Annotated in this window: 24 protein-coding genes; 15 read left to right on the top strand and 9 right to left on the bottom strand. The window is 72.6% G+C overall.

What is annotated here, in order from left to right; all coding sequences use genetic code 11:
- Window positions 1-188 precede the first annotated feature (188 nt).
- Window positions 189-992 (top strand): resuscitation-promoting factor, encoded by an 804-nt coding sequence (locus J3P32_RS17595; RefSeq protein WP_307861524.1) that lies wholly within the window; start codon window positions 189-191, stop codon window positions 990-992.
- 57 nt (window positions 993-1,049) lie between these two features.
- Here the strand turns inward: J3P32_RS17595 and kynA are convergent, their stop codons facing one another.
- The gene (kynA, locus tag J3P32_RS00775) at window positions 1,050-1,904 is read right to left on the bottom strand and encodes a tryptophan 2,3-dioxygenase (RefSeq protein WP_210437761.1); all 855 of its coding nucleotides are present in this window, start codon (window positions 1,902-1,904) and stop codon (window positions 1,050-1,052) included.
- Between the two features lie 40 nt (window positions 1,905-1,944).
- Between kynA and J3P32_RS00770 the strand changes: the two genes are divergently transcribed.
- The 3 genes from J3P32_RS00770 (at window position 1,945) to J3P32_RS00760 (ending at window position 6,035) form a co-directional block, all read left to right on the top strand.
- On the top strand, window positions 1,945-2,880 hold the full coding sequence (locus J3P32_RS00770; RefSeq protein ID WP_210437758.1) for a DNA-3-methyladenine glycosylase family protein: 936 nt from the start codon (window positions 1,945-1,947) through the stop codon (window positions 2,878-2,880).
- A 603-nt stretch (window positions 2,881-3,483) separates the two neighbouring features.
- Complete coding sequence (locus tag J3P32_RS18345; RefSeq protein ID WP_210437756.1) at window positions 3,484-5,175, top strand: FAD-dependent oxidoreductase; 1,692 nt, start codon at window positions 3,484-3,486, stop codon at window positions 5,173-5,175.
- 41 nt (window positions 5,176-5,216) lie between these two features.
- The gene (locus J3P32_RS00760; protein ID WP_210437753.1) at window positions 5,217-6,035 is read left to right on the top strand and encodes a hypothetical protein; all 819 of its coding nucleotides are present in this window, start codon (window positions 5,217-5,219) and stop codon (window positions 6,033-6,035) included.
- Here the strand turns inward: J3P32_RS00760 and J3P32_RS00755 are convergent.
- Window positions 5,995-7,239: a phospholipase D-like domain-containing protein gene (locus J3P32_RS00755; protein WP_307861522.1), complete on the bottom strand. Its 1,245-nt coding sequence runs from the start codon at window positions 7,237-7,239 to the stop codon at window positions 5,995-5,997. The two genes, J3P32_RS00760 and J3P32_RS00755, sit on opposite strands and share 41 nt — an antisense overlap.
- A gap of 116 nt (window positions 7,240-7,355) precedes the next feature.
- Between J3P32_RS00755 and uvrB the strand changes: the two genes are divergently transcribed.
- Both uvrB and J3P32_RS00745 read left to right on the top strand, forming a co-directional pair.
- Window positions 7,356-9,485: an excinuclease ABC subunit UvrB gene (gene uvrB, locus J3P32_RS00750; protein ID WP_210437750.1), complete on the top strand. Its 2,130-nt coding sequence runs from the start codon at window positions 7,356-7,358 to the stop codon at window positions 9,483-9,485.
- 52 nt (window positions 9,486-9,537) lie between these two features.
- On the top strand, window positions 9,538-10,104 hold the full coding sequence (locus tag J3P32_RS00745; RefSeq protein ID WP_210437748.1) for a hemerythrin domain-containing protein: 567 nt from the start codon (window positions 9,538-9,540) through the stop codon (window positions 10,102-10,104).
- A gap of 31 nt (window positions 10,105-10,135) precedes the next feature.
- Here J3P32_RS00745 and J3P32_RS00740 read toward each other — a convergent pair whose 3' ends face one another.
- Window positions 10,136-10,792 carry an ion channel gene (locus J3P32_RS00740; RefSeq protein ID WP_307807623.1) on the bottom strand — a complete coding sequence of 219 codons (657 nt, stop codon included), beginning with the start codon at window positions 10,790-10,792 and terminating at the stop codon, window positions 10,136-10,138.
- A gap of 65 nt (window positions 10,793-10,857) precedes the next feature.
- On the opposite strand from J3P32_RS00740, the gene J3P32_RS00735 reads away from it, so the two are divergent.
- The 6 genes from J3P32_RS00735 (at window position 10,858) to J3P32_RS00710 (ending at window position 16,120) form a co-directional block, all read left to right on the top strand.
- Window positions 10,858-11,352 (top strand): hypothetical protein, encoded by a 495-nt coding sequence (locus J3P32_RS00735; RefSeq protein WP_210437746.1) that lies wholly within the window; start codon window positions 10,858-10,860, stop codon window positions 11,350-11,352.
- Window positions 11,349-11,876, top strand: a complete 528-nt coding sequence (locus J3P32_RS00730; protein WP_210437743.1) for a hypothetical protein — start codon at window positions 11,349-11,351, stop codon at window positions 11,874-11,876. Before J3P32_RS00735 ends, J3P32_RS00730 begins: the two co-directional genes overlap by 4 nt.
- A gap of 52 nt (window positions 11,877-11,928) precedes the next feature.
- The gene (locus J3P32_RS00725; RefSeq protein ID WP_210437740.1) at window positions 11,929-12,900 is read left to right on the top strand and encodes an NAD(P)/FAD-dependent oxidoreductase; all 972 of its coding nucleotides are present in this window, start codon (window positions 11,929-11,931) and stop codon (window positions 12,898-12,900) included.
- Between the two features lie 64 nt (window positions 12,901-12,964).
- Complete coding sequence (locus J3P32_RS00720; protein ID WP_210437737.1) at window positions 12,965-14,242, top strand: glycosyltransferase family 4 protein; 1,278 nt, start codon at window positions 12,965-12,967, stop codon at window positions 14,240-14,242.
- Window positions 14,229-14,990 (top strand): class I SAM-dependent methyltransferase, encoded by a 762-nt coding sequence (locus J3P32_RS00715; RefSeq protein WP_210437716.1) that lies wholly within the window; start codon window positions 14,229-14,231, stop codon window positions 14,988-14,990. Before J3P32_RS00720 ends, J3P32_RS00715 begins: the two co-directional genes overlap by 14 nt.
- Window positions 14,987-16,120 (top strand): prenyltransferase/squalene oxidase repeat-containing protein, encoded by a 1,134-nt coding sequence (locus J3P32_RS00710; RefSeq protein ID WP_210437713.1) that lies wholly within the window; start codon window positions 14,987-14,989, stop codon window positions 16,118-16,120. The genes J3P32_RS00715 and J3P32_RS00710 overlap by 4 nt, the downstream gene beginning before the upstream one ends.
- Here J3P32_RS00710 and J3P32_RS00705 read toward each other — a convergent pair.
- Together J3P32_RS00705 and J3P32_RS00700 are read right to left on the bottom strand one after the other, a co-directional pair.
- Window positions 16,079-16,741, bottom strand: a complete 663-nt coding sequence (locus J3P32_RS00705; protein ID WP_307861521.1) for a class I SAM-dependent methyltransferase — start codon at window positions 16,739-16,741, stop codon at window positions 16,079-16,081. The genes J3P32_RS00710 and J3P32_RS00705 overlap by 42 nt on opposite strands.
- 224 nt (window positions 16,742-16,965) lie before the next feature.
- Complete coding sequence (locus J3P32_RS00700; protein WP_210437710.1) at window positions 16,966-17,610, bottom strand: sulfotransferase family 2 domain-containing protein; 645 nt, start codon at window positions 17,608-17,610, stop codon at window positions 16,966-16,968.
- An 83-nt stretch (window positions 17,611-17,693) separates the two neighbouring features.
- Here J3P32_RS00700 and J3P32_RS00695 point away from each other — a divergent pair, with 83 nt between their 5' ends.
- Entirely contained in the window at window positions 17,694-18,347 is a 654-nt protein-coding gene (locus J3P32_RS00695; RefSeq protein WP_210437696.1) for a hypothetical protein, read from the top strand.
- 20 nt (window positions 18,348-18,367) lie between these two features.
- Here the strand turns inward: J3P32_RS00695 and J3P32_RS00690 are convergent, their stop codons facing one another.
- Entirely contained in the window at window positions 18,368-19,009 is a 642-nt protein-coding gene (locus tag J3P32_RS00690) for a sulfotransferase family 2 domain-containing protein (RefSeq protein ID WP_210437693.1), read from the bottom strand.
- A 226-nt stretch (window positions 19,010-19,235) separates the two neighbouring features.
- Here J3P32_RS00690 and J3P32_RS00685 point away from each other — a divergent pair, with 226 nt between their 5' ends.
- Window positions 19,236-19,706 carry a hypothetical protein gene (locus tag J3P32_RS00685; RefSeq protein ID WP_210437690.1) on the top strand — a complete coding sequence of 157 codons (471 nt, stop codon included), beginning with the start codon at window positions 19,236-19,238 and terminating at the stop codon, window positions 19,704-19,706.
- Window positions 19,707-19,715: 9 nt separating this feature from the next.
- Window positions 19,716-20,285, top strand: coding sequence for a cytochrome b/b6 domain-containing protein (locus J3P32_RS00680; RefSeq protein ID WP_210437687.1), 570 nt, complete (start codon window positions 19,716-19,718; stop codon window positions 20,283-20,285).
- Between the two features lie 24 nt (window positions 20,286-20,309).
- On the opposite strand, the gene trxA is transcribed toward J3P32_RS00680, so the two are convergent.
- From trxA to J3P32_RS00665, 3 genes are read right to left on the bottom strand one after another with little or no spacing between them, the layout of a single operon-like run.
- Entirely contained in the window at window positions 20,310-20,990 is a 681-nt protein-coding gene (gene trxA / locus J3P32_RS18340; protein ID WP_210437684.1) for a thioredoxin, read from the bottom strand.
- A gap of 19 nt (window positions 20,991-21,009) precedes the next feature.
- Entirely contained in the window at window positions 21,010-21,711 is a 702-nt protein-coding gene (locus tag J3P32_RS00670; protein ID WP_210437681.1) for an MBL fold metallo-hydrolase, read from the bottom strand.
- Window positions 21,705-22,406 carry a maleylpyruvate isomerase family mycothiol-dependent enzyme gene (locus J3P32_RS00665; protein WP_210437678.1) on the bottom strand — a complete coding sequence of 234 codons (702 nt, stop codon included), beginning with the start codon at window positions 22,404-22,406 and terminating at the stop codon, window positions 21,705-21,707. The genes J3P32_RS00670 and J3P32_RS00665 overlap by 7 nt, the downstream gene beginning before the upstream one ends.
- Window positions 22,407-22,533: the final 127 nt, after the last annotated feature.

Below are 22,533 nucleotides of genomic sequence, written 5' to 3'. Positions count from 1 at the left end.
GCGCCTGCCCCGGATTCGACATGGCCGCGTGATCGTGTTCTGGTGGATGGGCCGCAGGCAGTGCCCCTCGTCGCGGACGAGGCGCCTCCCGTCGCGAGGTGAGACGCGCCGCGGCCTCGACGCCCGACACGACGGCGTCGCGTCCGAGCGCCCCGGAGGCGCAGAACTCCCTGTGAGGTCCGAAGCACGTGCGTGCCACCACACCCGCCCTGTCCGCCCGGCTCCGAGGCGCCGCCGCCGGCACCGCCGCGGCCGCCCTGGCCCTGACCCTCGTTCCCGGCAGCGCCGCCGCCCAGCAGGACGCCGACCCGGTCGCTGTGCGCCTGAAGGTGGCGGACCAGCCCGCCGTCGAGGTCGCGAGCGCTCCCCGGGCGTGGCCCGGCCGGCTGCTCGAGGCCCACGGCGTCCCCGTGGACCGCAACGACCTGGTGGACGTCGTCCGCGACGGTCGTGAGGTGTCCGGCCCGCGCAAGCGCCTGCGGCAGGGCGACGTCGTACGCCTGACCGACGTGGTCAAGGAGCGCAAGACCAAGCGCGAGCGGGTCCGCGCCGGCACCGTCGAGGTGCACACCACGAAGCTCGCGCCCGGCCGCCGGAAGGTCGTGCGCCAGGGTCGGCCCGGCGTCCGCCGCGTCGTCGCGGTGAGGACGCTCCACAACGGCGAGCCGGTGAGGTACCGCGTCGTGAAGCGCACGGTCGTGAAGGACCCCCGGCCGCGTCGGGTCCTCGTCGGCCGCGAGCCGTACGCCGTCCCGGGTACCGCCGGACTCGACTGGGGCGCCCTCGCCAACTGCGAGTCGGGCGGCAACCCGCGCGCGGTGAACCCAGCCGGCTACTACGGGCTGTACCAGTTCGACCTCGGGACGTGGCGCAGCGTGGGCGGCACCGGTGTCCCGACCGCCGCCTCGGCCGGCGAGCAGACCTACCGCGCCAAGCTGCTCTACAAGCAGCGTGGGCGCTCCCCGTGGCCCACCTGCGGCCGGCTGCTCTGAGCGCGGGCACAGGCGAACCCGCGGCGAGCTGCCTGCGGCGTGCGTGCTGTCGTGGGCTCACTCGCCGACGCGGGTGCGCACCTCGTAGAGCTCGGGGAAGAACGTCAGGTCCAGCGCCCGCCTGAGGAAGTCGACCCCGGACGACCCGCCGGTGCCGACCTTGTGGCCGATCACCCGCTGGACGACCTGCAGGTGCCGGAAGCGCCACTGCTGGAAGGCGTCCTCGACGTCGACGAGCTCCTCGCAGGTCTCGTAGACGCCCCAGTGCTCCGCCGGGGCGGCGTAGACGCCGGCGAAGAGGTCGACCAGCTCCTGGTCGGTCGCGTAGGGCTGCGACCAGTCGCGGTCGAGGAGCCGTCCGGGGACGGCGTACCCCTGGCGCGACAGGTACGCGAGGAACTCGTCGTAGAGCGACGGCTCGTGCAGGAGCTCCTCGAGCGCCGCCCGGGCCGCGCCGTCGTGGGCGTGCACCTTCACCATGTCGGCGTTCTTGTTGCCGAGCAGGAACTCGACCTCGCGGTACTGCGCGGACTGGAAGCCCGAGCTCGTGGCGAGGAAGGGCCGGATCTCGGCGTACTCGCTGGGCGTCAGCGTCGCGAGCACCGACCACTGGTCGGTGAGGGTGTGCTGGATGTGCTTGATGCGCGCCATCCGCTTGAGCGCGGGGGAGAGGTCGTCGGTGCGCAGCAGGGCGCGCGCCGAGCGCAGCTCGTGGATCATCAGCTTGAGCCACAGCTCGCTCGTCTGGTGCTGGATGATGAAGAGCAGCTCGTCGTGCTGCGGCGGGTCGGAGAGCGGCTGCTGGGCCGAGAGGAGCACGTCGAGGCGGAGGTAGTCGCCGTAGGACATCGCCTTCGAGAAGTCCCGCTGGATGCCCTCTTCGAGGTCGCGCTTGATCGGTGAGTCGCCCATGAGGGGACGGTAGTCGGTGTCCTCGTCTACCGTCGCACCCATGCCCCTCGCGACCACCGAGCTCACCCGCACCTGGGCGCCCGACTGGCCGTGCTCTTCCGCGCAGGTGCTGCGTCCGCAGCGGCGCGGGGCCGGCGACCCGACCCAGCGGCACGAGGACTCGGGCCGCATCTGGCGGGCGATGCGTACGCCGCTCGGACCGGCGTCGCTGTGCGTGGAGCCGCGGCCGTCGGCCGGCGAGGTCGTGGGCCGGGCGTGGGGGCCGGGCGCGGAGTGGGCGCTCGACCGGATGCCCGCCCTGCTCGGCGCGAACGACGACCCGGAGGGCTTCGAGGCGCACCACCACCCGGAGGTGGCCGCCGGTTGGCGGACGCACCGGCACTGGCGCCTCGGCGCGACGGGCCTGGTGATGGAGTCGCTGGTGCCCTCGATCCTCGAGCAGAAGGTGACCGGCAAGCAGGCCTTCGGCTCCTTCCGCGAGCTCGTGCGGCGCCACGGCGAGCCGGCGCCCGGCCCGGTCGCGTCGCTGCGGCTCATGGTCCAGCCGACGCCCGAGACGATCGCCGCCATCCCGTCGTGGGAGTGGCTGCGGCTCGGCGTCCAGCCCGCGCAGTCCCGCACGGTCGTCACCGCCTGCCGGCTGGCGGCCTCGATCGAGCGCGTCGCCGAGCTGCCCGTCGAGGAGGCAGACCGGCGCCTGCGCTCGATCCGCGGCATCGGCGTGTGGACCAGCGCCGAGGTCCGGCAGCGCGCGCTCGGCGACCCCGACGCGGTGAGCTTCGGTGACTACCACCTCGCCAACTGGGTGGGCTGGGCGCTGGTCGGACGCGACATCACCGACGACGAGATGGCCGAGATGCTCGAGCCCTACCGCCCCCAGCGGGGGCGCGCTGCCGCGATGGCGATCGCGGGCGGCCGTGCCCGCCCCCGGCGCGGCCCGCGGATGAGCGTGCCGGCGCACCTGCCGACGCGCTGAGCCCCGCTCCCGGGCGGGCGGCGGTGCGTCAGGCAGCTTCCGGCGCTGCAGAACCTGCGCCACGCACCGCTCGGCCTCGTTTCGAGCTGGCGGCGGTGCGTGAGGCAGCTTCCGGGCTCGCGAAACCTGCGCCACGCACCGCTCGGCCTCGTTTCGAGCTCCAGCGGTGCGTGAGGCAGCTTCCGGCGCTGCAGAACCTGCGCCACGCACCGCTCGGCCTCCCTCCGCGCGGGCGGTGCGTGAGGCAGCTTCCGGGGTCGCGAAACCTGCGCCACGCACCGCTCAGGCCCACTTCGAGCTGCCGGCGGTGCGTGAGGCAGCTTCCGGGGTCGTGAAACCTGCGCCACGCACCGCTCGATCCCAGGGCGGTGCGTGAGGCAGCTTCCGGGGCTGCAGAACCTGCGCCACGCACCGCTCGGCCTCATTCCGAGCTGCCGGGCAGCGGTGCGTGAGGCAGCTTCCGGGGCCGCAGAACCTGCGCCACGCACCGCTCGGCCTCGCTTCGGGCGGGCGGCGGTGCGTGAGAGCCGGCTCGAGCGGTCCAGACCCCCCGCAATTGGTGTCGCCGCCGCCCGGACGGCGGGAGTAGCGTCGAGGGGACGGGTGAAGGCTGTGAGGGAGGCCGCCATGGGCGACGTCGATCCTGTCCTGCTGCTGGCCACGACCGACGCGACCTCGCGCGAGGTGATCGGCTCGGAGCTGCGACGCCGCTACGGCGGCGACTACGAGGTCGTCGTCTGCGCCGACTACGCGCACGCGCGGGCGGTCCTGGAGGGGCTGCGCCGGTGGGAGCGCCAGGTCGCGCTCGTCATCGCCTGCTTCGGCCCGGACGACCGCGACGGGCTCGACTTCCTGCGCCGGGCGTACGCGTTGCACCCCTCGGCCAAGCGCGCGATCGCCGCGATCTGGGGCGACTTCGCGAGCACGCGCGACGTCTTCACGGCCATCGGCCACGGCCACGCCGAGCTCGTGCTGCTGCGGCCGGAGCGGCGCCGCGACGAGGAGTTCCACGGCACGATCACGGACGCGCTTGACGACTGGCACCTGGCGCAGGGCATCGGCTTCGAGGCGGTGCGCATCATCGGTGAGCAGCGCGACGAGCGCACGCACGCGCTGCGCGACCAGTTCGGCCGCAACCACATCCCGGTCGGCTTCCACCAGGTCGGCACGGAGTCGGCCACCCGGCTCCTCGACGGGCTGGGCCTGCGCGACCCCGAGCTCCCGGTGCTGCAGCTCGCGTTCACGAGTCCGCCGACGACGCTGGTCGCGCCCACCGACCTCGAGATCGCCGACGCGTTCGGCCTGATGTCGCCGCTGTCCGACGACCGCGTCTACGACGTCGTGGTCGTCGGCGCCGGCCCCAGCGGGCTCGCCGCCGCCGTCTACGCCTCCTCCGAGGGCCTGTCGACGATGGTGGTGGAGCAGTCCGCCGTGGGCGGCCAGGCCGGCACGTCCTCGCTGATCCGCAACTATCCCGGCTTCTCCCGCGGCGTCAGCGGCGCGCACCTGGCGTTCCGGTCCTTCCAGCAGGCGTGGTCGTTCGGCAGCGAGTACTTCTTCCTGCGTCAGGTCCAGGCGCTGGGCACGGACGGCCCGCTGCGCACGGTCGGGATGTCCGACGGCAGCGTGGTGCGCGCCCGCAGCGTCGTGGTCGCCACCGGCGTCGACTACCGGCTCCTCGACGTGCCCTCCCTCGACGCGCTCGTCGGACGCGGCGTGTTCTACGGCGCTGCGGTGTCGGAGGCGCCGTCGATGGCCGGGCAGGAGGTGTACGTCGTGGGCGGCGGCAACTCGGCCGGGCAGGCGGCGCTCCACCTGGCCCGCTACGCGCGGCAGGTGACGCTGCTGGTACGCGGGTCCTCGCTCGCCGCCAGCATGTCGGAGTACCTCGTCTCCCAGCTGGAGGCGACCCGCAACGTCGCCATCCGCTACCGGACGGCGGTGCTCGACGGGCGCGAGGAGGACGGCTGCCTGGCCCGGCTGACGCTGGGCGACCCGCACGGAGCGACGGGCGCCGAGGAGGTGGCGGCCGGCGGACTGTTCGTGCTCATCGGGTCGGTCCCGCGGACCTCCTGGCTGCCTGCGGAGGTCGCGCGCGACGAGGCCGGCTTCGTCCGCACGGGCGAGGACGGACGGCTGCCGCTGGAGACCACCATCGACGGCGTCTTCGCTGTCGGCGACGTGCGCGCCGGCTCGATCAAGCGGGTGGCGACCGCCGTCGGCGACGGGGCGACCGTGATCGCGCTGCTCCACGGCTACCTCGCCGCGCACCCGGCGCCCGCCGGCGCACCGTGAGCCGGCGGCGGGCGCGACGCGACGCCCCTGTCGCGCCGTCGATGCGGGCGCTGCTGCTGGTCGCGGCCCTCCTCGTCTTCCTCGCCGGGCTGCAGCTGACCGTCTTCACCACGCGGACCGCGGACTGGTTCGCCTGGACGATCGACGTGCCGATGACCGCCGTGTTCCTGGGGGCGGCCTACTGGTCGAGCGCCGTGCTCGAGGTCGCCGGCGCCCGGTCGCCCGGGTGGGGCCGCGCGCGGCTGACGGTGTGGACGGTGCTGGTCTTCACGACCCTGACGCTCGTCGTCACGCTGGTCCACCTCGAGAGGTTCCACCTCGGAGCCGGGCACCCGACCAGCGCACGGCTCGTCACCTGGGGGTGGCTCGCGATCTACGCCGGCGTGCCGGTGGCGATGGTCCTCGGGCTGGTGGTGCAGGCGCGGGTCCCGCGGGGCCCGGACGTCGTACGCACCTCGCTGCCGGCGGCGCTGCAGTGGCTGCTGGTGCTGCTCGCGCTGGTCCTCGTCGGCACGGGCGTCGCCCTGCTCGCGGCACCGGAGCGGGCGAGCGAGGTGTGGGCGTGGCCGCTGACCCCGCTGACGGCACGCGCCGTCGGTGCCTGGCTCGTCGGGCTCGGCTGGGCGGCGGCGCACGCCCGGCTGGTCGACGACGCCGGCCAGGTGCGCCCGCTCGGCTGGACCGGCGCCGCCTTCGTGGTGCTGCAGGTGGTCGCCCTCGCCCGCCACGGTGACGCGCTCGACCGCACCGGCTGGCAGGCGGCGGCGTACGTCGCGGCGCTGGCGTGGATCGCCGTCGTGTCGGCGTGGATCCTCGCGCTCAGAGGAGGGGGCGCAGCGGTGCGAGGAAGCTCTCGGTGAACTTGCGGTTGAGGTCGCGTGCCTCCCACTCCGACAGGGTCAGCTCGAGGCAGTTGGACTCGTCGGTGCGGAACACGTCCTCCATCACCTCCGCGAACGCCGGGTCGATGACCTCGAGGTTGACCTCGTAGTTGCCCTGGAGGCTGAGCCGGTCGATGTTGGCGGTGCCGACCGTCGCCCAGCTGCCGTCGATGGTGGCGGTCTTGGCGTGCACCATCGCGTCCTTGAAGCGCAGGATCCGTACCCCGGCCGCGAGCAGCTGGCCGAAGTAGCCGCGCGAGATCCAGTCGGCGACGACGTGGTTGGACTTCAGCGGCAGCAGGATCCGTACGTCGACGCCCCGCCGCGCTGCGTCGGCGAGGCAGTCCACGAAGTCCTGGTCGGGCAGGAAGTAGGCGGTGGTGAGCCAGACGTTGCGGCTGGCCCGGCTGATCGCCTCGAGGTACATGCTGCGGATCGGGAAGCTCCACTGCCGCGGGATGTTCTTGTGGATGCGGATCTGCGGGTCCCAGTCGGAGGCGGTCTCCAGCAGCAGCGGCCGGTCGTTGCGACGGATCCGGTGCCGGCGGTTGAGGTTCCAGAAGTCGGCGAAGGCGCGCTTCATGTCCCACACCCCGGGCCCGGTGATGCGGACGTGCGTGTCCCGCCACTCGGTGGCGTAGGCGGAGCCGACGTTGTAGCCGCCGAGGAAGCCGACCTCCTCGTCGACGACCAGCATCTTGCGGTGGTTGCGGCCGTAGCCGCGCAGGTTCCAGAAGCGCAGCCCCGCGGTCCAGACCGGGTAGCGCAGCACCTTGAGCTTCGGCGAGAAGCGCTTGAAGGCGGGGGAGACGACCATGTTGGCGAAGCCGTCGTAGATGCAGTGGACGTCCACGCCGCGGTCGGCGGCCGCGGTCAGGGCGGTCTTGAACTTCCACCCGATCTCGTCGCCCTTCCAGATGTAGGTCTCGAAGAGGATCTGCTTCTTGGCGCCGTCGATCGCGGCCAGCATGTCGTCGTAGAGGTCGCGGCCGAACGTGTACGTCGTGATCTCCCCGTCGCCGACCGGGACGGTCCGCGGCCCGGTGACGGGGAACGGCTTCGGCCTCTTGCCGCGGCGGCGGTATGAGTCGACCAGGGACAGGGCGACCGCGAACCCGATCTGGAGCCCGAGCAGCGTGAGCAGGGTGCGCCGGACAGCGGTCAGCGTTCGGGCGACGGTCACGGGCACAATGTAGCCAGCGGCCCGGCCCGGGGCGTCGAGGCCCGGCGGAGGGCCGGGTCCCCGGGCGCACCCGAACGGGAGGACCCGCTGTCGGTGGCTCCGCGTACGCTCGAGGCATGCGTCCAGTCACCGATCTCCAGCGCCGGGTGGCCCCCTTCAAGGTGGTGTCCGACTACGAGCCCTCCGGCGACCAGCCGGCGGCGATCAAGGAGATCGTCGGCCGGATCCAGGGCGGCGAGAAGGACGTCGTCCTCCTCGGCGCGACCGGCACGGGAAAGACCGCCACCGTCGCGTGGGTGGCCGAGCAGCTGCAGCGTCCGGTCCTCGTGCTCCAGCCCAACAAGACCCTGGCCGCGCAGTTCGCCAACGAGCTGCGCCAGCTGTTCCCCCACAACGCCGTCGAGTACTTCGTCTCCTACTACGACTACTACCAGCCCGAGGCCTACGTCCCCCAGACCGACACCTACATCGAGAAGGACTCCTCGATCAACGAGGAGGTCGAGCGGCTGCGGCACAGCGCCACCAACAGCCTCCTCACGCGACGCGACACGATCGTGGTCTCGACGGTGTCCTGCATCTACGGCCTCGGCACCCCGCAGGAGTACGTCGACCGCATGCTGCGGCTCAAGGTCGGCGAGGAGCACGACCGCGACTCCGTGCTGCGCCGGCTCGTGGAGATCCAGTACACCCGCAACGACATGTCCTTCACCCGCGGCACCTTCCGGGTGCGCGGCGACACCCTCGAGATCTTCCCGGTCTACGAGGAGCTCGCCATCCGCGTGGAGTTCTTCGGCGACGAGGTCGAGCGGCTGATGACGCTGCACCCGATCACCGGCGAGGTGGTCTCGGACGACACCGAGCTCCACGTGTTCCCTGCCACCCACTACGTCGCCGGGCCGGAGCGGATGGAGCGGGCGATCCGGGGCATCGAGCTCGAGCTCGACGACCAGCTCGCGGCGTTCGAGAAGCAGGGCAAGCTGCTCGAGGCGCAGCGCCTGCGGATGCGCACGACCTACGACGTGGAGATGATGCGCCAGGTCGGCTCCTGCTCCGGGATCGAGAACTACTCGATGCACATGGACGGCCGCACGCGCGGCAGCGCCCCGAACACCCTCCTCGACTACTTCCCCGAGGACTTCGTGCTCGTCATCGACGAGTCCCACGTCGCGGTGCCGCAGATCGGCGGCATGTACGAAGGCGACATGTCGCGCAAGCGCAACCTCGTCGACCACGGGTTCCGGCTCCCGAGCGCGATGGACAACCGCCCGCTGCGGTGGGAGGAGTTCGTCGACCGGATCGGCCAGACGGTCTACCTGTCGGCCACCCCGGGCAACTACGAGCTCGACCGGGTGGGGGGCGTGGACAACACGGTCCAGCAGATCATCCGCCCGACCGGCCTGGTCGACCCCGAGGTCGTGGTGAAGCCGACCAAGGGCCAGATCGACGACCTGATCCACGAGATCCGCACCCGCGCCGACAAGGGCGAGCGGGTGCTGGTCACGACGCTGACCAAGAAGATGTCGGAGGACCTCACCGACTACCTCCTCGACGCCGGCATCCGCACCCGCTACCTCCACTCCGAGGTCGACACCCTCAAGCGCATCGAGCTGCTCCGCGACCTGCGCCTCGGCGAGTACGACGTGCTCGTCGGCATCAACCTCCTGCGCGAGGGCCTCGACCTCCCCGAGGTGTCGCTGGTGTCGATCCTCGACGCCGACAAGGAGGGCTTCCTGCGCTCCGACAAGTCGCTCATCCAGACCATCGGCCGTGCCGCGCGCAACGTGTCCGGCCAGGTCCACATGTACGCCGACAAGATCACGCCGTCGATGGAGTCGGCCATCGACGAGACCAACCGTCGTCGTGCCATCCAGGTCGCCTACAACGCCGAGCACGGCATCGACCCGCAGCCGCTGCGCAAGAAGATCGCCGACATCACCGAGATGCTCGCGCGCGAGGACGAGACCACCCAGGAGCTGCTGAAGACCTGGGCCGACGTCGGGCAGAAGGGGCGCGCTGGCGGCGTCAAGGCGGGCAAGTCGCCGACGCCCGCGCTGTCGAAGATCCACTCCGAAGCCCCCGACACCGCGGGCATCCCGAGCAGCGACCTCGCCGAGCTCATCCAGGGCCTGACCGACCAGATGAAGGCGGCCGCGGCAGAGCTGCAGTTCGAGGTGGCGGCGCGGCTGCGCGACGAGATCTCGGAGCTCAAGAAGGAGCTGCGGCAGATGATGGAGGCCACCAGGTGAGCGTCGGCGCGTGGCGAGGCGGCGTGCTGCCGGAGTCGCTACCGTCTGGCCCATGAGCACTCCCATCGACCTCGGCCGCCCCGTCTCCGGCAACGTCATCGACCTCATCCTCGAGGACCACCGCCGGTTCGAGTCCCTGATGCGCCAGCTGCGCGACAGCAGCTCCGACCGCGACGCCGTGCGCAAGGGCCTCGCCGCGCTGCACGTCGCGCACGCCGAGGCGGAGGAGAAGCACGTCTACCCCAAGCTGCGGCGCAAGCACGCGATCACCGCGCACGAGGCGGAGCACGGCGAGGAGGAGCACGCCGAGGGCCACGAGGCGATGCTCAAGGTGCTCGAGCTCAAGCGCACCGACACGCAGGCCTTCGACGACGCCGTCGAGGAGCTCGCGACCGCGCTCAACCACCACCTCACCGAGGAGGAGCTGACGATCCTCAACCCGGCGCGCGAGGAGATCTCCGAGAAGGTCCTCGACCAGCTCGGCGCCGAGTTCGCCGCCGAGCGCAACGCCCAGCTCGACGCCGACTGCGGCAGCATCGACAACGTCCGTCGCCTCGTCGAGGCGGCCGAGCGCGAGGGACTCCTCGACGACGAGGACGACGAGGACTCGGACGACTGAGCTCGCCGGGCGGCGCCGGCCGCTCGGGCGGCTAGCGCCGCCGCATCATGGTGAGGCCGACCATCCGCGAGACGACCATGGCGATGTAGAAGACCCCGACCATCATCTCGACCATCACCACGGCCCGGGCCTGCTCACCGACGGCGACGACGTCGGACAGCCCGACGCTGGTCAGCACCGAGAAGGACAGGTAGAGCAGCTCGAACCACGCCCGGCCGAATCCCTCGGCGTTGCTGAACGAGTCCGCCCACACGACCTGGACCACGGAGAACACGTAGGCGAAGCCCCACGCCACCACGGTGAACGCGGCGCCCGTGGCGTAGTACTCGTCCGTGGTGACCTCCTCGTCGTGGAACAGGTAGCGCAGCATCGCGTAGGAGACGTAGAAGTAGAACGGCGCGTGCAGCAGTCCCGACGTGAGCACGATCGGGTCCGTCTCCGGGAACACCGCCTCCAGCAGGGTCAGCACCATCGCCGGTGCGCCCAGGATGAGCACGACGCGGCTGACGTTGGGCGTGCGCCGGACGGCCAGCACCGCCGACCCCACCGCGAGCATGCCGATGACGCCCAGGAAGGCCCGCCCGACCGTGGAGTCGTCGAGGAAGGGCCACGCCAGCACCTGCAGCAGCTGGGCGCCCAGGAGCATCGCGGACGGGTGCGCTGTCAGTTGTCGGAACGGCCGGGTCACGACAACGGAGTCTAGGGAGCCGGGTGCGCCGCGTGGTGGAGGTCCGGCTGGGCTAGGTTCGCAGGGTGGGCGGACGGTCTGGGAGCTGGCTGGGCGGGGCGCTGGCGGTCGTGCTCGTCGGGCTGCTGGTCGCCATCGGGCTGGTCATGTCGTCGCGCGACGCCGTCGACGAGCCGCTGACGGCCGCCCAGCAGGACGTGGCGGCAGCGGCCCGGGCCGAGGCGCTCGCCTTCCTCACCGTCGACCACCAGGACATGGACCCGCTCGTCGAGGCGGTGCTGGCGGGCGCGACGGGGGAGTTCGCGGAGGAGTACCGGTCCCAGCGCGACACCCTCGTCAGCGAGGCCGAGCGCACCGAGGCGGTCTCCACGCCCGAGGTGGTCGCCCTCGGCGTGGGCGACCAGGACGACGACGCGGCCACCGTCCTGGTCGCCGCGAACAGCACGGTCATTAACACCGGCACCGACGCCCGGGGCGAGGTCCGGTACTACCGGCTCCGGATGCGGCTGGTGCGCGAGGGTGGGCGGTGGCTGACCAGCGACGTGGAGTTCGTGCGATGACGTCGCGACGCTGGGTGGCGGGACTGGCGGTGCTGGTGTGCGCCGCAGCGCTCGCCCTCACGTGGCTGCTGACGGGCACGGGCGGCGACGTGGGTCGGGCGGTGAGCAGCGCCGACTCCGCGGACGCGACCGTGGCGTCGGCGGCGGTCAAGGACGAGGTGCGCGACGTCGCCGCCGAGGCGACGCGGGCGGCGTACAGCTACTCGTGGGAGACCCTGGAGGACGACAAGGCCGCGGCCCGGCGCCTGATGACGCCGGCGATGCAGGACCGCTACGACCGGACGATGGCCGGCGTCGCGACCACGAGCCGGAGCGACCGCACGGTCGTCTCCGCCGACGTGGTCGACACCGCGCTGGTGACCGCCACGGCGCGGGCCGCCCGGGTGCTGGTGTTCGTCAACCAGCGCACCTCCGGCGCCGACCTCGCCGAGCCGAGGCTCGACCTCGACCGCGTGCTGGTGTCGCTGGAACGCGCCGGCGGCGGCGACGACGGGTGGAGGGTCAGCGAGCTCGACGCGCTGTGACAGCGCGCGTCGACCCTTGTGGACCGACGGTCCGACCGGAAGGATCCGCGACGTGGACGACGTGACGACCGACCTCCTGATCATCGGCGCCGGCCCGACCGGACTGTTCTCCGCCTACTACGCGGGGTTCCGCGGCCTGAGCGTCGCCGTCGTCGACTCGCTGCCCGAGCTGGGCGGCCAGATCACCGCCATGTACCCCGAGAAGGCGATCCTCGACGTCGCCGGCTTCCCCAGCGTCAAGGGCCGCGACCTCGTCGCCGGACTGGTCGAGCAGGCTGCCACCGCCGACCCGACGTACCTCCTCGACCGCACGGCCACCACCCTCGACCACGGCGAGGACCGGGTCGTCGTCACCCTCGACGACGGCACCCGCGTCACCGCGGGAGCGGTGCTCATCACCTCGGGCATCGGCAAGTTCAGCCCGCGACCCCTGCCCGCGGGGGAGGGGTGGGTGGGGCGCGGCATGGAGTTCTTCGTGCCCAGCTTCGCGCCGTACGCCGGCAAGGACGTCGTCGTCGTGGGCGGCGGGGACAGCGCCTTCGACTGGGCGCAGCACCTCGAGCCGATCGCGGCGTCGGTGACGCTGGTGCACCGGCGCGACGCCTTCCGCGCCCATGAGCGCACGGTCGCGGCGGTGCGGGCGTCGAGCGTCGAGATCGTCACCAACGCGCAGGTCACCGCGCTGCGCGGCGAGCGGCACCTCGAGGAGGTCGAGATCAGCGTCGACGGACAGGAGCCGCAGGTCCGCAAGGCGCAGGCCTTGGTGGCGGCGCTCGGGTTCATCGCCGACCTCGGCGCGATCCAGCAGTGGGGCCTGGAGACCCGCAAGCGGCACGTGGTGGTCGACTCGTCCATGCGCACGACGCTGCCTCGTGTCTTCGCCGCCGGCGACATCACCGACTATCCCGGCAAGGTCCGCCTCATCGCGGTCGGGTTCGGCGAGGCCGCGACCGCGGTCAACAACGCCGCGGTGGTCCTCGACCCGACCGCCCACGTCTTCCCGGGGCACTCCAGCGAGGCGTGAGCCGGAGCAGCGGGGACCGGGGTGGCCGGCGGGACGCCTACCCGCGAGTAGGCATAATGGGCGCGTGCGCATCGCCATGCTGTCCTACCGGAGCAAGCCTCACTGCGGTGGACAGGGCGTCTACGTCCGGCACCTGAGCCGCGAGCTCGTCCGCCTCGGCCACGAGGTCGAGGTGTTCTCCGGCCAGCCCTACCCCGACCTCGATGAGGGCGTGGTGCTCACCAAGGTGCCGAGCCTGGACCTCTACCGCGAGCCCGACCCGTTCCGGGTGCCGCGGCTGCGGGAGTTCCGCGACCTCATCGACGTCGAGGAGTTCCTCACGATGTGCACGGCCGGGTTCCCCGAGCCGAAGACGTTCAGCTCGCGCATCGCGCGCATCATGCGCGACCGCGCCGGCGACTTCGACATCGCGCACGACAACCAGGTGCTCGGCACGGGGATCCTCGAGCTCGAGGACCGCGGGCTGCCGGTGATCGCCACCATCCACCACCCCATCACGATGGACCGCAGGATCGACCTGCAGACGGCGCCCACGTGGCGCAAGCGGCTGACCCTGCGCCGGTGGTACGGCTTCCTGCGGATGCAGTCCAAGGTGGCCAAGCGGCTGCGCAAGGTGCTGACGCCCTCGGAGTCCTCGCGCCGCGACATCGCGCGCGACTTCGGGGTGGACCCGGCCCGGATGCAGACGATCCTGCTCGGCGTCGACGACGTCTTCGCACCGCCGACGCCCCCGCGCGTCCCCGGCCGGATCCTCGCCATGGCCAGCGCCGACGCCCCCATGAAGGGCATCGCCACCCTGCTCGAGGCGTTCGCGAAGCTCGCCGTCGAGCGGGACGTCTCGCTCGTGCTGGTCACCCGGCCCGAGCCCGGTGGCCGCACCGAGCGGCTCATCGACCAGCTCGGCATCGCCGACCGGGTCACCTTCGTCAACGGCGTCAGCGACGCCGAGCTCGTCGAGGTCATGGGCTCCGCCGAGGTGGCGTGCGTGCCGTCGCTCTACGAGGGCTTCTCGTTGCCGACCGCCGAGCTGATGGCCTGCGCGACGCCGCTCGTGGTGTCCCGCGCCGGAGCGATCCCCGAGGTCGTCGGCCCCGACGGCGAGTGCGCCGACCTCGTCACGCCCGGCGACGTCGGCGAGCTCGAGCAGGCGATCGCCGCCCTGCTCGACGACCCCGAGCGGCGTACGGCGATGGGCGCGGCCGGACGTGCCCGCGTGGAGCGGATGTTCAGCTGGCGCGCGGTGGCCGAGGCCACGGCGGCCGCCTACGAGGAGACCATCGCCGCCTTCCGCGAGGAACGGGGCCGCCACGAGCAGGAGGAGAGCCGCCGTGCTGACCGTTGACTTCGACCGGCTCGGGCTCCGTCCGGGCGAGCGGGTGCTCGACATGGGCTGCGGGGCCGGACGGCACGCCTTCGAGATGTACAAGCGCGGTGCGGACGTCGTGGCGTTCGACCAGGACGCCGACGAGCTGGCCACCGTGCGCGAGTGGTTCACCGCCATGCGCGAGGCCGGCGAGGTGCCCGACGGCGCCGAGGCCGACGTGAAGGAGGGCGACGCCCTCGCGCTGCCCTTCGCCGACGGCGAGTTCGACCGGATCGTCGCGGCCGAGGTGCTCGAGCACATCCACGCCGACGTCGACGCGATCAGGGAGCTGGTCCGGGTGCTGCGTCCGGGCGGCACGCTGGCGGTCTCGGTCCCGCGGTGGCTGCCCGAGGTGGTGAACTGGAAGCTGTCTGACGACTACCACAACGCCGAGGGCGGGCACGTGCGGATCTACACGGCCGAGGAGCTCGTCGACAAGGTCACCAAGGCGGGCCGGCCCAACGACGGGACGCCGGGTGACGCCATGGTGTTCACGGGCAAGGCCTACGCCCACGGCCTGCACACGCCCTACTGGTGGATCAAGTGCGCGGTCGGCGTGACCAACGACGACCACCCGCTCGCCAAGGCGTACCACCGGCTGCTGGTGTGGGAGATCCTGCAGGACCCGAAGCCGCTCCGGTACGCCGGGCGGCTGCTGGACCCGCTGATCGGCAAGAGCATGGTGCTCTACTTCCGCAAGCCCGAGCGCCCCGGCGCGGCGGCGTGACCCGACCGCCGGCCGACGTGCCACCGTGCGGCGAGGTGCTGACCCGCGCCCAGGTCGAGCAGACCGCGGCGACGATCGTGGCCATGCAGGAGCCCTCGGGCGCCGTGCCGTGGACGCCCGGGCAGCACACCGACGTCTGGAACCACCTGGAGTCCGCGATGGCGCTGATGGTCGGCGACCAGCGCGAGGCCGCCGAGCGCGCCTTCGCCTGGGCGCGCGCCACCCAGCGGAGCGACGGCTCGTGGCCGATGAAGATCGTCGCCGGCCACGTCGAGGACCACTCCGGCGAGTCCAACATGTCGGCGTACGCCGCGGTCGCCACGTGGCACCACTGGCTCGTCGCGCGGGACGAGGCGTTCGTGCGGTCGATGTGGCCGACCGTGCGTCGCGCGCTCGACTTCGTGGTCGCCCTGCAGCTGCCGTTCGGCGGCATCGCCTGGTCGCAGGAGTGGCACGACGGCGAGCCGGGGACAGTCAACGCGGAGGCGCTGCTGGCGGGCTCCTCGAGCATCTACCACTCGCTCCGGGCCGGCGTGGCTCTCGCCGGACTCGTGGGGGAGCCGCAGGTCGAGTGGGAGCTGGCCGGTGGGCGGCTCGGCCACGCGCTGCGCGAGCACCGCGACCTCTTCCTGGACAAGTCGACGTTCTCGATGGACTGGTACTACCCGGTGCTCGGTGGAGCCGTGCGCGGCGCGGCGGCGCACGAGCTCCTCGCCGAGCGGTGGGACACCTTCGTGGTGCCCGGGCTCGGCATCCGGTGCGTGTCGACGAACCCCTGGGTGACCGGCGCCGAGACGGCCGAGCTCGTGCTGGCGCTCGACGCCGTCGGCGACCGTGGGCGGGCGCTCCAGCTGCTCGCCGACATGCAGCACCTGCGCACCGACGACGGCTCCTACTGGACCGGCTACGTGTGGCCGGACGAGGTGAACTGGCCGGGGGAGCAGACCACCTACACCGCGGCGGCGGTCATCCTGGCCGTCGACGCCCTGACCGCTGGGACCCCGGGGGCCGACATCATGCGCGGCACCACCCTGGCCCCCGACTTCGCCGAGATCGGGCTGGAGTGCGGCTGCACGTCCGCGGACGGATCAGGCGAGGGCGTCGCCGGCGTCGCCCGACGTACGGCGTAGCACCCGCATCGAGCCGACCGCCTCGACCTCGGTGAAGGCGCCCGTGGCCAGCGCCGGCAGGTAGATGTCCTCGTAGGGGGGCCGGCCCCCGTCGGCCGGGTCCGGGAACACGTCGTGGATCGCCAGGACGCCGCCGGCCGCCACCCAGCGCGGCCAGGTGCGGAAATCGGCGCGCGCCGGCTCGACCCCGTGCCCGCCGTCGATGAAGAGCAGCGACAGCGGGGTGCGCCACCAGCGCCCGACCGTCTCGGAGCGGCCCACGACCGCGACGACGTGCTCCTCGAGGCCGGCGCCGGCGATCGTGCGCCGGAAGGTGGGCAGCGTGTCCATCAGCCCGAGCTCGGGGTCCACAAGGCTGTCGTCGTGGTGCTCCCACCCCGCCTGGTTCTCCTCCGAGCCGCGGTGGTGGTCAACGGTGAACACCGTGCCGCCGACCTCGCGGGCGGCGCCGCCCAGCCAGATCGCGGACTTGCCGCAGTAGGTCCCGACCTCGAGCCCCGGGCCGTGGGGCAGCCGCTCGCGGGCCCACCGGTGGAGCACGGCGCCCTCGTCCTCGGGCATGAACCCCTTCGCCGAACGCGCGTGCTCGAGCAGGTCGGCGGGCATCGTCTCGGGAGGCACGACCGACGAGACTAGTGCGTGCGGGGAAGCGTCAATCGTGCCGTGCGCGAGGCCGGTCGCGGCCCGGCCGGTCGGAAGCTCGCGTGCCCCGCCTGCGCGCCGACACCAACGTCGCTGCGATGAGTGCGATGCACGCCGCGGCAGTCCCGCCTCGGCCTCGCCACCTGCGGCAGCTCGTGGCGTCGCTGGACGGGTGAGCCGACCCCGGCACCCGCCCCGGACCCTCAGAAGGTGTAGCCGAAGGCCTCGAGGTCGGCGGCGTACACCTCGGCGACCTTCGCGCGGGTCGCGGCGGTGTAGTACTCGCGGTAGCTCCCGTGCGGGGACTTGTTGCGGTGCGGCACCCGGGCGGGGTCGCCGCCGAGCCGGCGCTCGACCGCCGCCAGGTCCTCCGCGAACGACTCGGTGCGCCCGACGAAGTCGACCTCGCGCCCCGGAGCCCGGAGGTACTCCACCTGCGGGCGCCCCACGCGTGACAGCTCCTCGGTGCCGCGCAGCACGAACTCCTCGAACCCCGAGTACGCGGCCGCCGCGCGCCACATGTCGTTGCCGCGCATGCGGCTCGCCTCCACGCCTTGCGGCTTGCCGCTCGAGGGGCCGTGCGCGAGGTCCCAGTCGTGGATCATCGACCACCACGACACCATGCGGGCCCACGGGTTGCGCACGAAGGCGAAGGACCAGTAGTCGGCCGTCTGCGGCTCGGCCCGGAGGATGCGGGCGTACGGCGCGTGCCGGCCCAGCGGGGGAGTCACCCCGGGCGCCTTGCTGCGCGCGTCGGGGCAGCACCGCTCGAATGCCACCCCCACGGAGACGCCGCCCGTCTTGGGCACGTGCACGAACAGTGCCCGCTTCGCGTCGGAGATCAGCACGGGCGCGAGGCTAGCCCACGCACCCGTGACAGGTGCCGCCGAGCGGGCGCGACCCGAGCGGCGGCGTGCGGGATGATCGGCGCGTGATGACGTTCCTCGAGCTCGGGCCCGGTCGCGACTTCGTGCTGCTCGCCCTGCCGAAGACCGCCAGCACGACGCTCGAGCGCACGCTGTCGCCGTACGCCACCGAGGTCGTCGGCTCACCACCCGCGCGCAAGCACCTGCCCGCGCGGGGGTTCGTGCACACGAAGGCCCGCGAGCTGGCCGAGCAGGGCCACCCGCGCGAGTCGTACGAGCTCGTGTCGATGTTCCGCGAGCCGATCTCGTGGCTGGAGTCGTGGTGGCGCTACCGCGCCCGCGAGGACAGCCGCAGGTCGACCGCGGACATGTCCTTCGAGCAGTTCGCGCGGCACTACCTCGCCGGCGACGAGCAGGCACCCGTGCCCCGGGGCCGCCCGGCGCGGTTCATCCACGCCCGCGGCGCGGTCGAGGTGGACCGCGTCCTGAGCGTCAGCCACCCCGACGTGTGGTCGCGCTGGTTCAGCGAGCGGATCGGCGTGCCGCTGGACTTCGAGCGGCGCAACGCCTCGGGGTCCGGGCACGGCGAGCTGGAGCCCGCGACCCGCGAGGCGCTGGTCGCGCACCTCGCGCCGGAGTACGACGTGTGGCGCCGGCTCGAGGCGACCGGGGAGTGGGCGGGCGCGCGCGGCACCCGCATCCCGGGCATGTCCACCTAGTCCCGGGCAGGTCAGGGGCCCTAGTAGGTGTAGCCGAAGAGGTCGATGTCCTCGGCGTAGACCTCGGCGACCCGGCGGCGCGTCTCGTCGGTGTAGTAGTCGCGGTAGCTGCCGTGGCGGGACTTGTTCTTGTGCGGCGGGGTGGACGGCTCGAGGCCGAGCTGCACCTGGACCCGCTGCAGGTCCTCGACGAAGTTCTCGGTGCGGCCGATGAAGTCGACCTCGCGGCCGAGCTTCGGTGCGCGCAGGTAGGTGATCTGCGGGACGCCGACGCGGGGGAGCTCCTCGGTGCCGCGGAGCACGAACTCCTCGAACCCGGAGTACGCCGCCGCCGCGCGCCACATGTCGTTGCCGTCGCGCATGGAGTTGTGCTTGACGTCCTGCGGCTTGCCGCTCCGCGGGCCGTGGCGGCGGTCCCACGCCGAGATCATCGAGTACCACGAGACCATCCGGGCCCACGGGTTGCGCACGAACCCGAAGGTCCAGTAGTCGACGACCTGCGGCTCGTGCTTGATGATCTTGCCCAGCGTCGCGTGCCGGCCGATGGGGATCCGTGCCTTGCGGGCGTCGGGACACGCCTCCTTGACGGTCTCCTCGACCGACACGCCCCCGGTCTTGGGGACGTGGACGAAGAGCACCTGCTTGGCGTCGCTGATCAGCACGCGCCGAGGCTATCCCACGGGCCGGGGAGAGCCCCGCGGCCGGCTTCTCCCCCCGAGCCCCGTCGCGCCGAATGGTGGTCCAGGCCAGATGTCCCCTATTTCTCAAGGTGTTCCTCAGGAACTCTCAAGAAGTGTTCCACCGGGGCGGACCCGCGGGGCGGCGGCCATACGATCGGGATCGCCGTCGTGGGGATGGCGTACTCCGAGGACCGTGGGGGTCACCAGCATGTCCCAGATCAACCGTCGCTCCGTCGTGCGCGGCGCCGCGTGGAGCGTCCCGGTGGTCGCCGCCGCTGCCCATGCCCCGGCCTACGCCGCGTCGACCGACCCGCCGACCATCGCCGGCCCCAGCGCCTTCGCGGGATCCTGCAAGCAGCCCGGTGGGCCCAACACGGTGAACTGCCAGGGCTACCGGCTGTCGATCAACTTCAGCGTCCAGCCCGGCGACCCCTGGAACATCACGTTCACTGACGTCGTGCTCAACGGCACGTCCTACATCTCGGGGACGTCGCCGAAGACGGTCACCGGTCTCACCACGACGAGCTCGATGGTCACCCTCGTCGTGTGCACCAACACGAACAGCCAGGGCCCGGTCACCGCTGCCCTGACCTACACCGCCACGAACACCCGCACGAACGTCACGACGACCGTCTCGACGGGCACGATCGACCTGGGCGTGGTGCCCCCCTGCTCCTAGCGTCGGGGCATGACAGCCGACACTCGGACTGGCTACCGCCCGTCGCAGAAGGTCCTGCACTGGCTCACCGTCGCGGCGATCGCCGCGCAGTTCGCGGTCGGCTACCGCCTCGACCTCGACGAGGGCTGCGATCCTTCGGGCGAGGACCTCAGCGGCGGTGACACCACCGACGCCTTCGAGGAGCGGCTCGACCGGCTCGAGGAGCGGTGCGAGGACCGCGCCGACCGCTACGACCTGCTCGGCGGGGGGTTCGACCTCGCCGAGCTCCACCTCGCGCTCGGGCTGCTGGTGCTCGCGCTGGGCGTGGTGCGGCCGCTGTGGCGCAAGGTGGCGGGCCTGCCGCCGTGGTCGGAGCACCTCTCCGACGCGGACCGGCGGCTCGTCCACTGGACCGAGCGCGCGCTGCTGCTCCTGCTCGTCCTCGTGCCGCTGTCGGGACTGGTGCTGGTCGGCACGGGGGACGACGCCTGGCTGCCGCTGCACGTCGCGGCGCACGTCGCCTTCTTCGTGGCGCTCACGGCGCACCTGTTCACCAACGTGCGCCCGGCGATCCTGCGCCGGATGCTGCCCGGCGGCTGAGGACGGCGCCCGCGGCTGGGCGGGTCAGGCCTCGAGCGGCCACCCGAGCTGCGCCCAGCCGCCCGTGCCGCCGGACACGTTGACGGCCACGACGCCGCGCGAGCGCAGGTGGTCCACCACCTGGCGGCTGCGGCCCCCCGACTGGCAGACCACGAAGACCGGCCGGTCCTGCGGGAGCTCCGCCACCCGTGCGGGCACGTCGTTCATGGGGATGTGCACGGCACCGGGCACGCGTCCCTGCGCCACCTCGTCGGCCTCCCGCACGTCGAGGACGTACGCCCCCTGGCTGTGAGCGGCGGCGAACTCGTCGAGGCCCACCTCGTCCTGCGGCGCCTGCTCAGCGGCCTGCTGTGCCGCCTGGACCTCCTGCCGCACGGCGTCCATGTCGAGCTCGCGCGCCTGCTGGATCACGCCGGCCAGGGCCTGCGGCGGCAGGGCGCCGGCCTGGTTGAACAGCAGGATGCCGTCGCGGAACAGCATGAGGGTGGGGATGGAGGTGATCGCCGCCATCTGCGCCAGCTGCTGCTCGGCCTCGGTGTCGACCTTGCCGAAGACTATATCCGGGTTGTCCTCCGACGCCTTCTCGAAGACGGGGGCGAACTGCCGGCACGGACCGCACCACGCCGCCCAGAAGTCGACGAGGACGATGCCCTCGCCGCTCACGGTCTGCTCGAAGTCGGCCAGGGTCAGTGCACGGGTGCTCATGCTCCCAGCGTGCCACGCCTCACCAGCCGCGCTCGCGCCACTCCTCCAGGTGGGGCCGCTCGTCGCCCAGCCTGCCGTCGCCGCCGTGCCCCGGGTAGAACCACGTCTCGTCGGGGAGCCGGCCGAAGAGCTTCGTCTCCACCTCGTCGATGAGCTGCGTGAAGGCGTCGGCGTCGCCGAACGTCGCGCCCACGCCGCCGGGGAAGAGGGAGTCGCCGGTGAACAGGTGCGGCGTGGCCGAGGCTCCCGCGTCGTCGAGCAGCAGGCAGATGGACCCGGGGGTGTGGCCCGCGACCGGGATCACCGCCAGGTCGGAGGAGCCCACGCGCACCGTGTCGCCCTCGCCCACCCGGCGCTCGACCCTCACCCCCGTCTGCTCCTCGATCGCGTCGGCGTCGGGCTCGCCGGCGACCACCACGGCGTGCGGGTGCGCCGCCTTGACCGCCGCGAGGGCGCGGTGGTGGTCCCAGTGCCGGTGCGTGGTGACAACCGCCGTGAGCGGCCGGTCGCCGACGAGCTCGAGGAGGCGCTCGGGCTCCGCGGCGGCGTCGACCAGCACGAGGTCGCCCGTCTCGCCGCACTGGAGCAGGTAGCAGTTGTTGGACATCTCCGGGTCGACCGCGACCTTGGTCAGCGTGAGGCGGCCGAGGCGGCGGACGGCCGCGGCGCCGCCGGGGGAGACGTCGCCGGTGTAGGTGTCGGGCTGCTGGTCGTTCACCATGCCTCCATCTCCGGCAGCTCGCCGGTGTCGGACGTGAGACCCTCGCCCGAGCCGCGGCCGGTGAGCCACCAGGCGAGGTCGGCGGAGGTGCCGGTGACGGTAGGACCGCGGTCGCCGTCGCCGTAGCGCCAGGTGCCGTCGAGGTCCGTGGCCCGGACGGTCAGCGGCACCGTGCGGAACGCGCGCAGGGAGTCGAGCAGCACCCTGCGGAAGCCCTCGGGCCAGTCGGCCCGGGTGTATCCGGCACCGAGGTCGGCGTGGTGGATCTCCACCTCGCGCAACCGCATGAGCGGGACGCTGGTGAGCGCGTACGTCGGTCCGTCGGGCACCCGCTCGAACCGCCCGTCCCAGTCGGCCTCGTGCATCGCGCCGAGCGCGTCGGTGAAGCGCGCCGTTGCGGCGAGCAGCCGCTCGCGCAGCTCGGGGGGCGACGCCGTCGCGAGGTCGGCGATGTCGGCGTCGCGTCGCTCGACGGAGGCGTACATCGGACGCGGCCGGCCGACGTGGGCGCCGTGCAGCACCCCGCCGAGCCCCTCGGCGTTGAGGGCGAGGTGGGCGACGACGTGGGCGCGGGTCCAGCCGGGCAGTTGGGTCGGCTCCGCATACTGGTCGTCGGAGAGTCCGTCCACGGTGCGCACCAGCGCCTGGTCGGCCTGGGCGATGAGCTCGGGCAGGGCGCCCGCGACGTCGGTCACGCTGCCATCGTGCCACCTCGTCCGCCCTCTCCGGAGTCCACCCGCGTGGGTGATCGATGGATCCGCTGTCGGTGCTGCGTGAGAGGGTGGAACGGCGAGTCGGAGCACCCGACCGCGTACGCTGAGC

The organism is Nocardioides xinjiangensis (assembly GCF_017916385.1).
Classification (GTDB): domain Bacteria; phylum Actinomycetota; class Actinomycetes; order Propionibacteriales; family Nocardioidaceae; genus Nocardioides; species Nocardioides xinjiangensis.
This window is presented reverse-complemented; position numbering and strand designations above follow the sequence as displayed.

Coding starts and splice junctions, on each gene's coding strand:
- kynA (WP_210437761.1), bottom strand. CDS start 1,904: ATGGGCGACTCACCGATCAAGCGCGACCTCGAAGAGGGCATCCAGCGG.
- J3P32_RS00770 (WP_210437758.1), top strand. CDS start 1,945: ATGCCCCTCGCGACCACCGAGCTCACCCGCACCTGGGCGCCCGACTGG.
- J3P32_RS00760 (WP_210437753.1), top strand. CDS start 5,217: ATGCGGGCGCTGCTGCTGGTCGCGGCCCTCCTCGTCTTCCTCGCCGGG.
- uvrB (WP_210437750.1), top strand. CDS start 7,356: ATGCGTCCAGTCACCGATCTCCAGCGCCGGGTGGCCCCCTTCAAGGTG.
- J3P32_RS00745 (WP_210437748.1), top strand. CDS start 9,538: ATGAGCACTCCCATCGACCTCGGCCGCCCCGTCTCCGGCAACGTCATC.
- J3P32_RS00730 (WP_210437743.1), top strand. CDS start 11,349: ATGACGTCGCGACGCTGGGTGGCGGGACTGGCGGTGCTGGTGTGCGCC.
- J3P32_RS00685 (WP_210437690.1), top strand. CDS start 19,236: ATGTCCCAGATCAACCGTCGCTCCGTCGTGCGCGGCGCCGCGTGGAGC.
- J3P32_RS00680 (WP_210437687.1), top strand. CDS start 19,716: ATGACAGCCGACACTCGGACTGGCTACCGCCCGTCGCAGAAGGTCCTG.
- trxA (WP_210437684.1), bottom strand. CDS start 20,990: ATGAGCACCCGTGCACTGACCCTGGCCGACTTCGAGCAGACCGTGAGC.
- J3P32_RS00670 (WP_210437681.1), bottom strand. CDS start 21,711: ATGGTGAACGACCAGCAGCCCGACACCTACACCGGCGACGTCTCCCCC.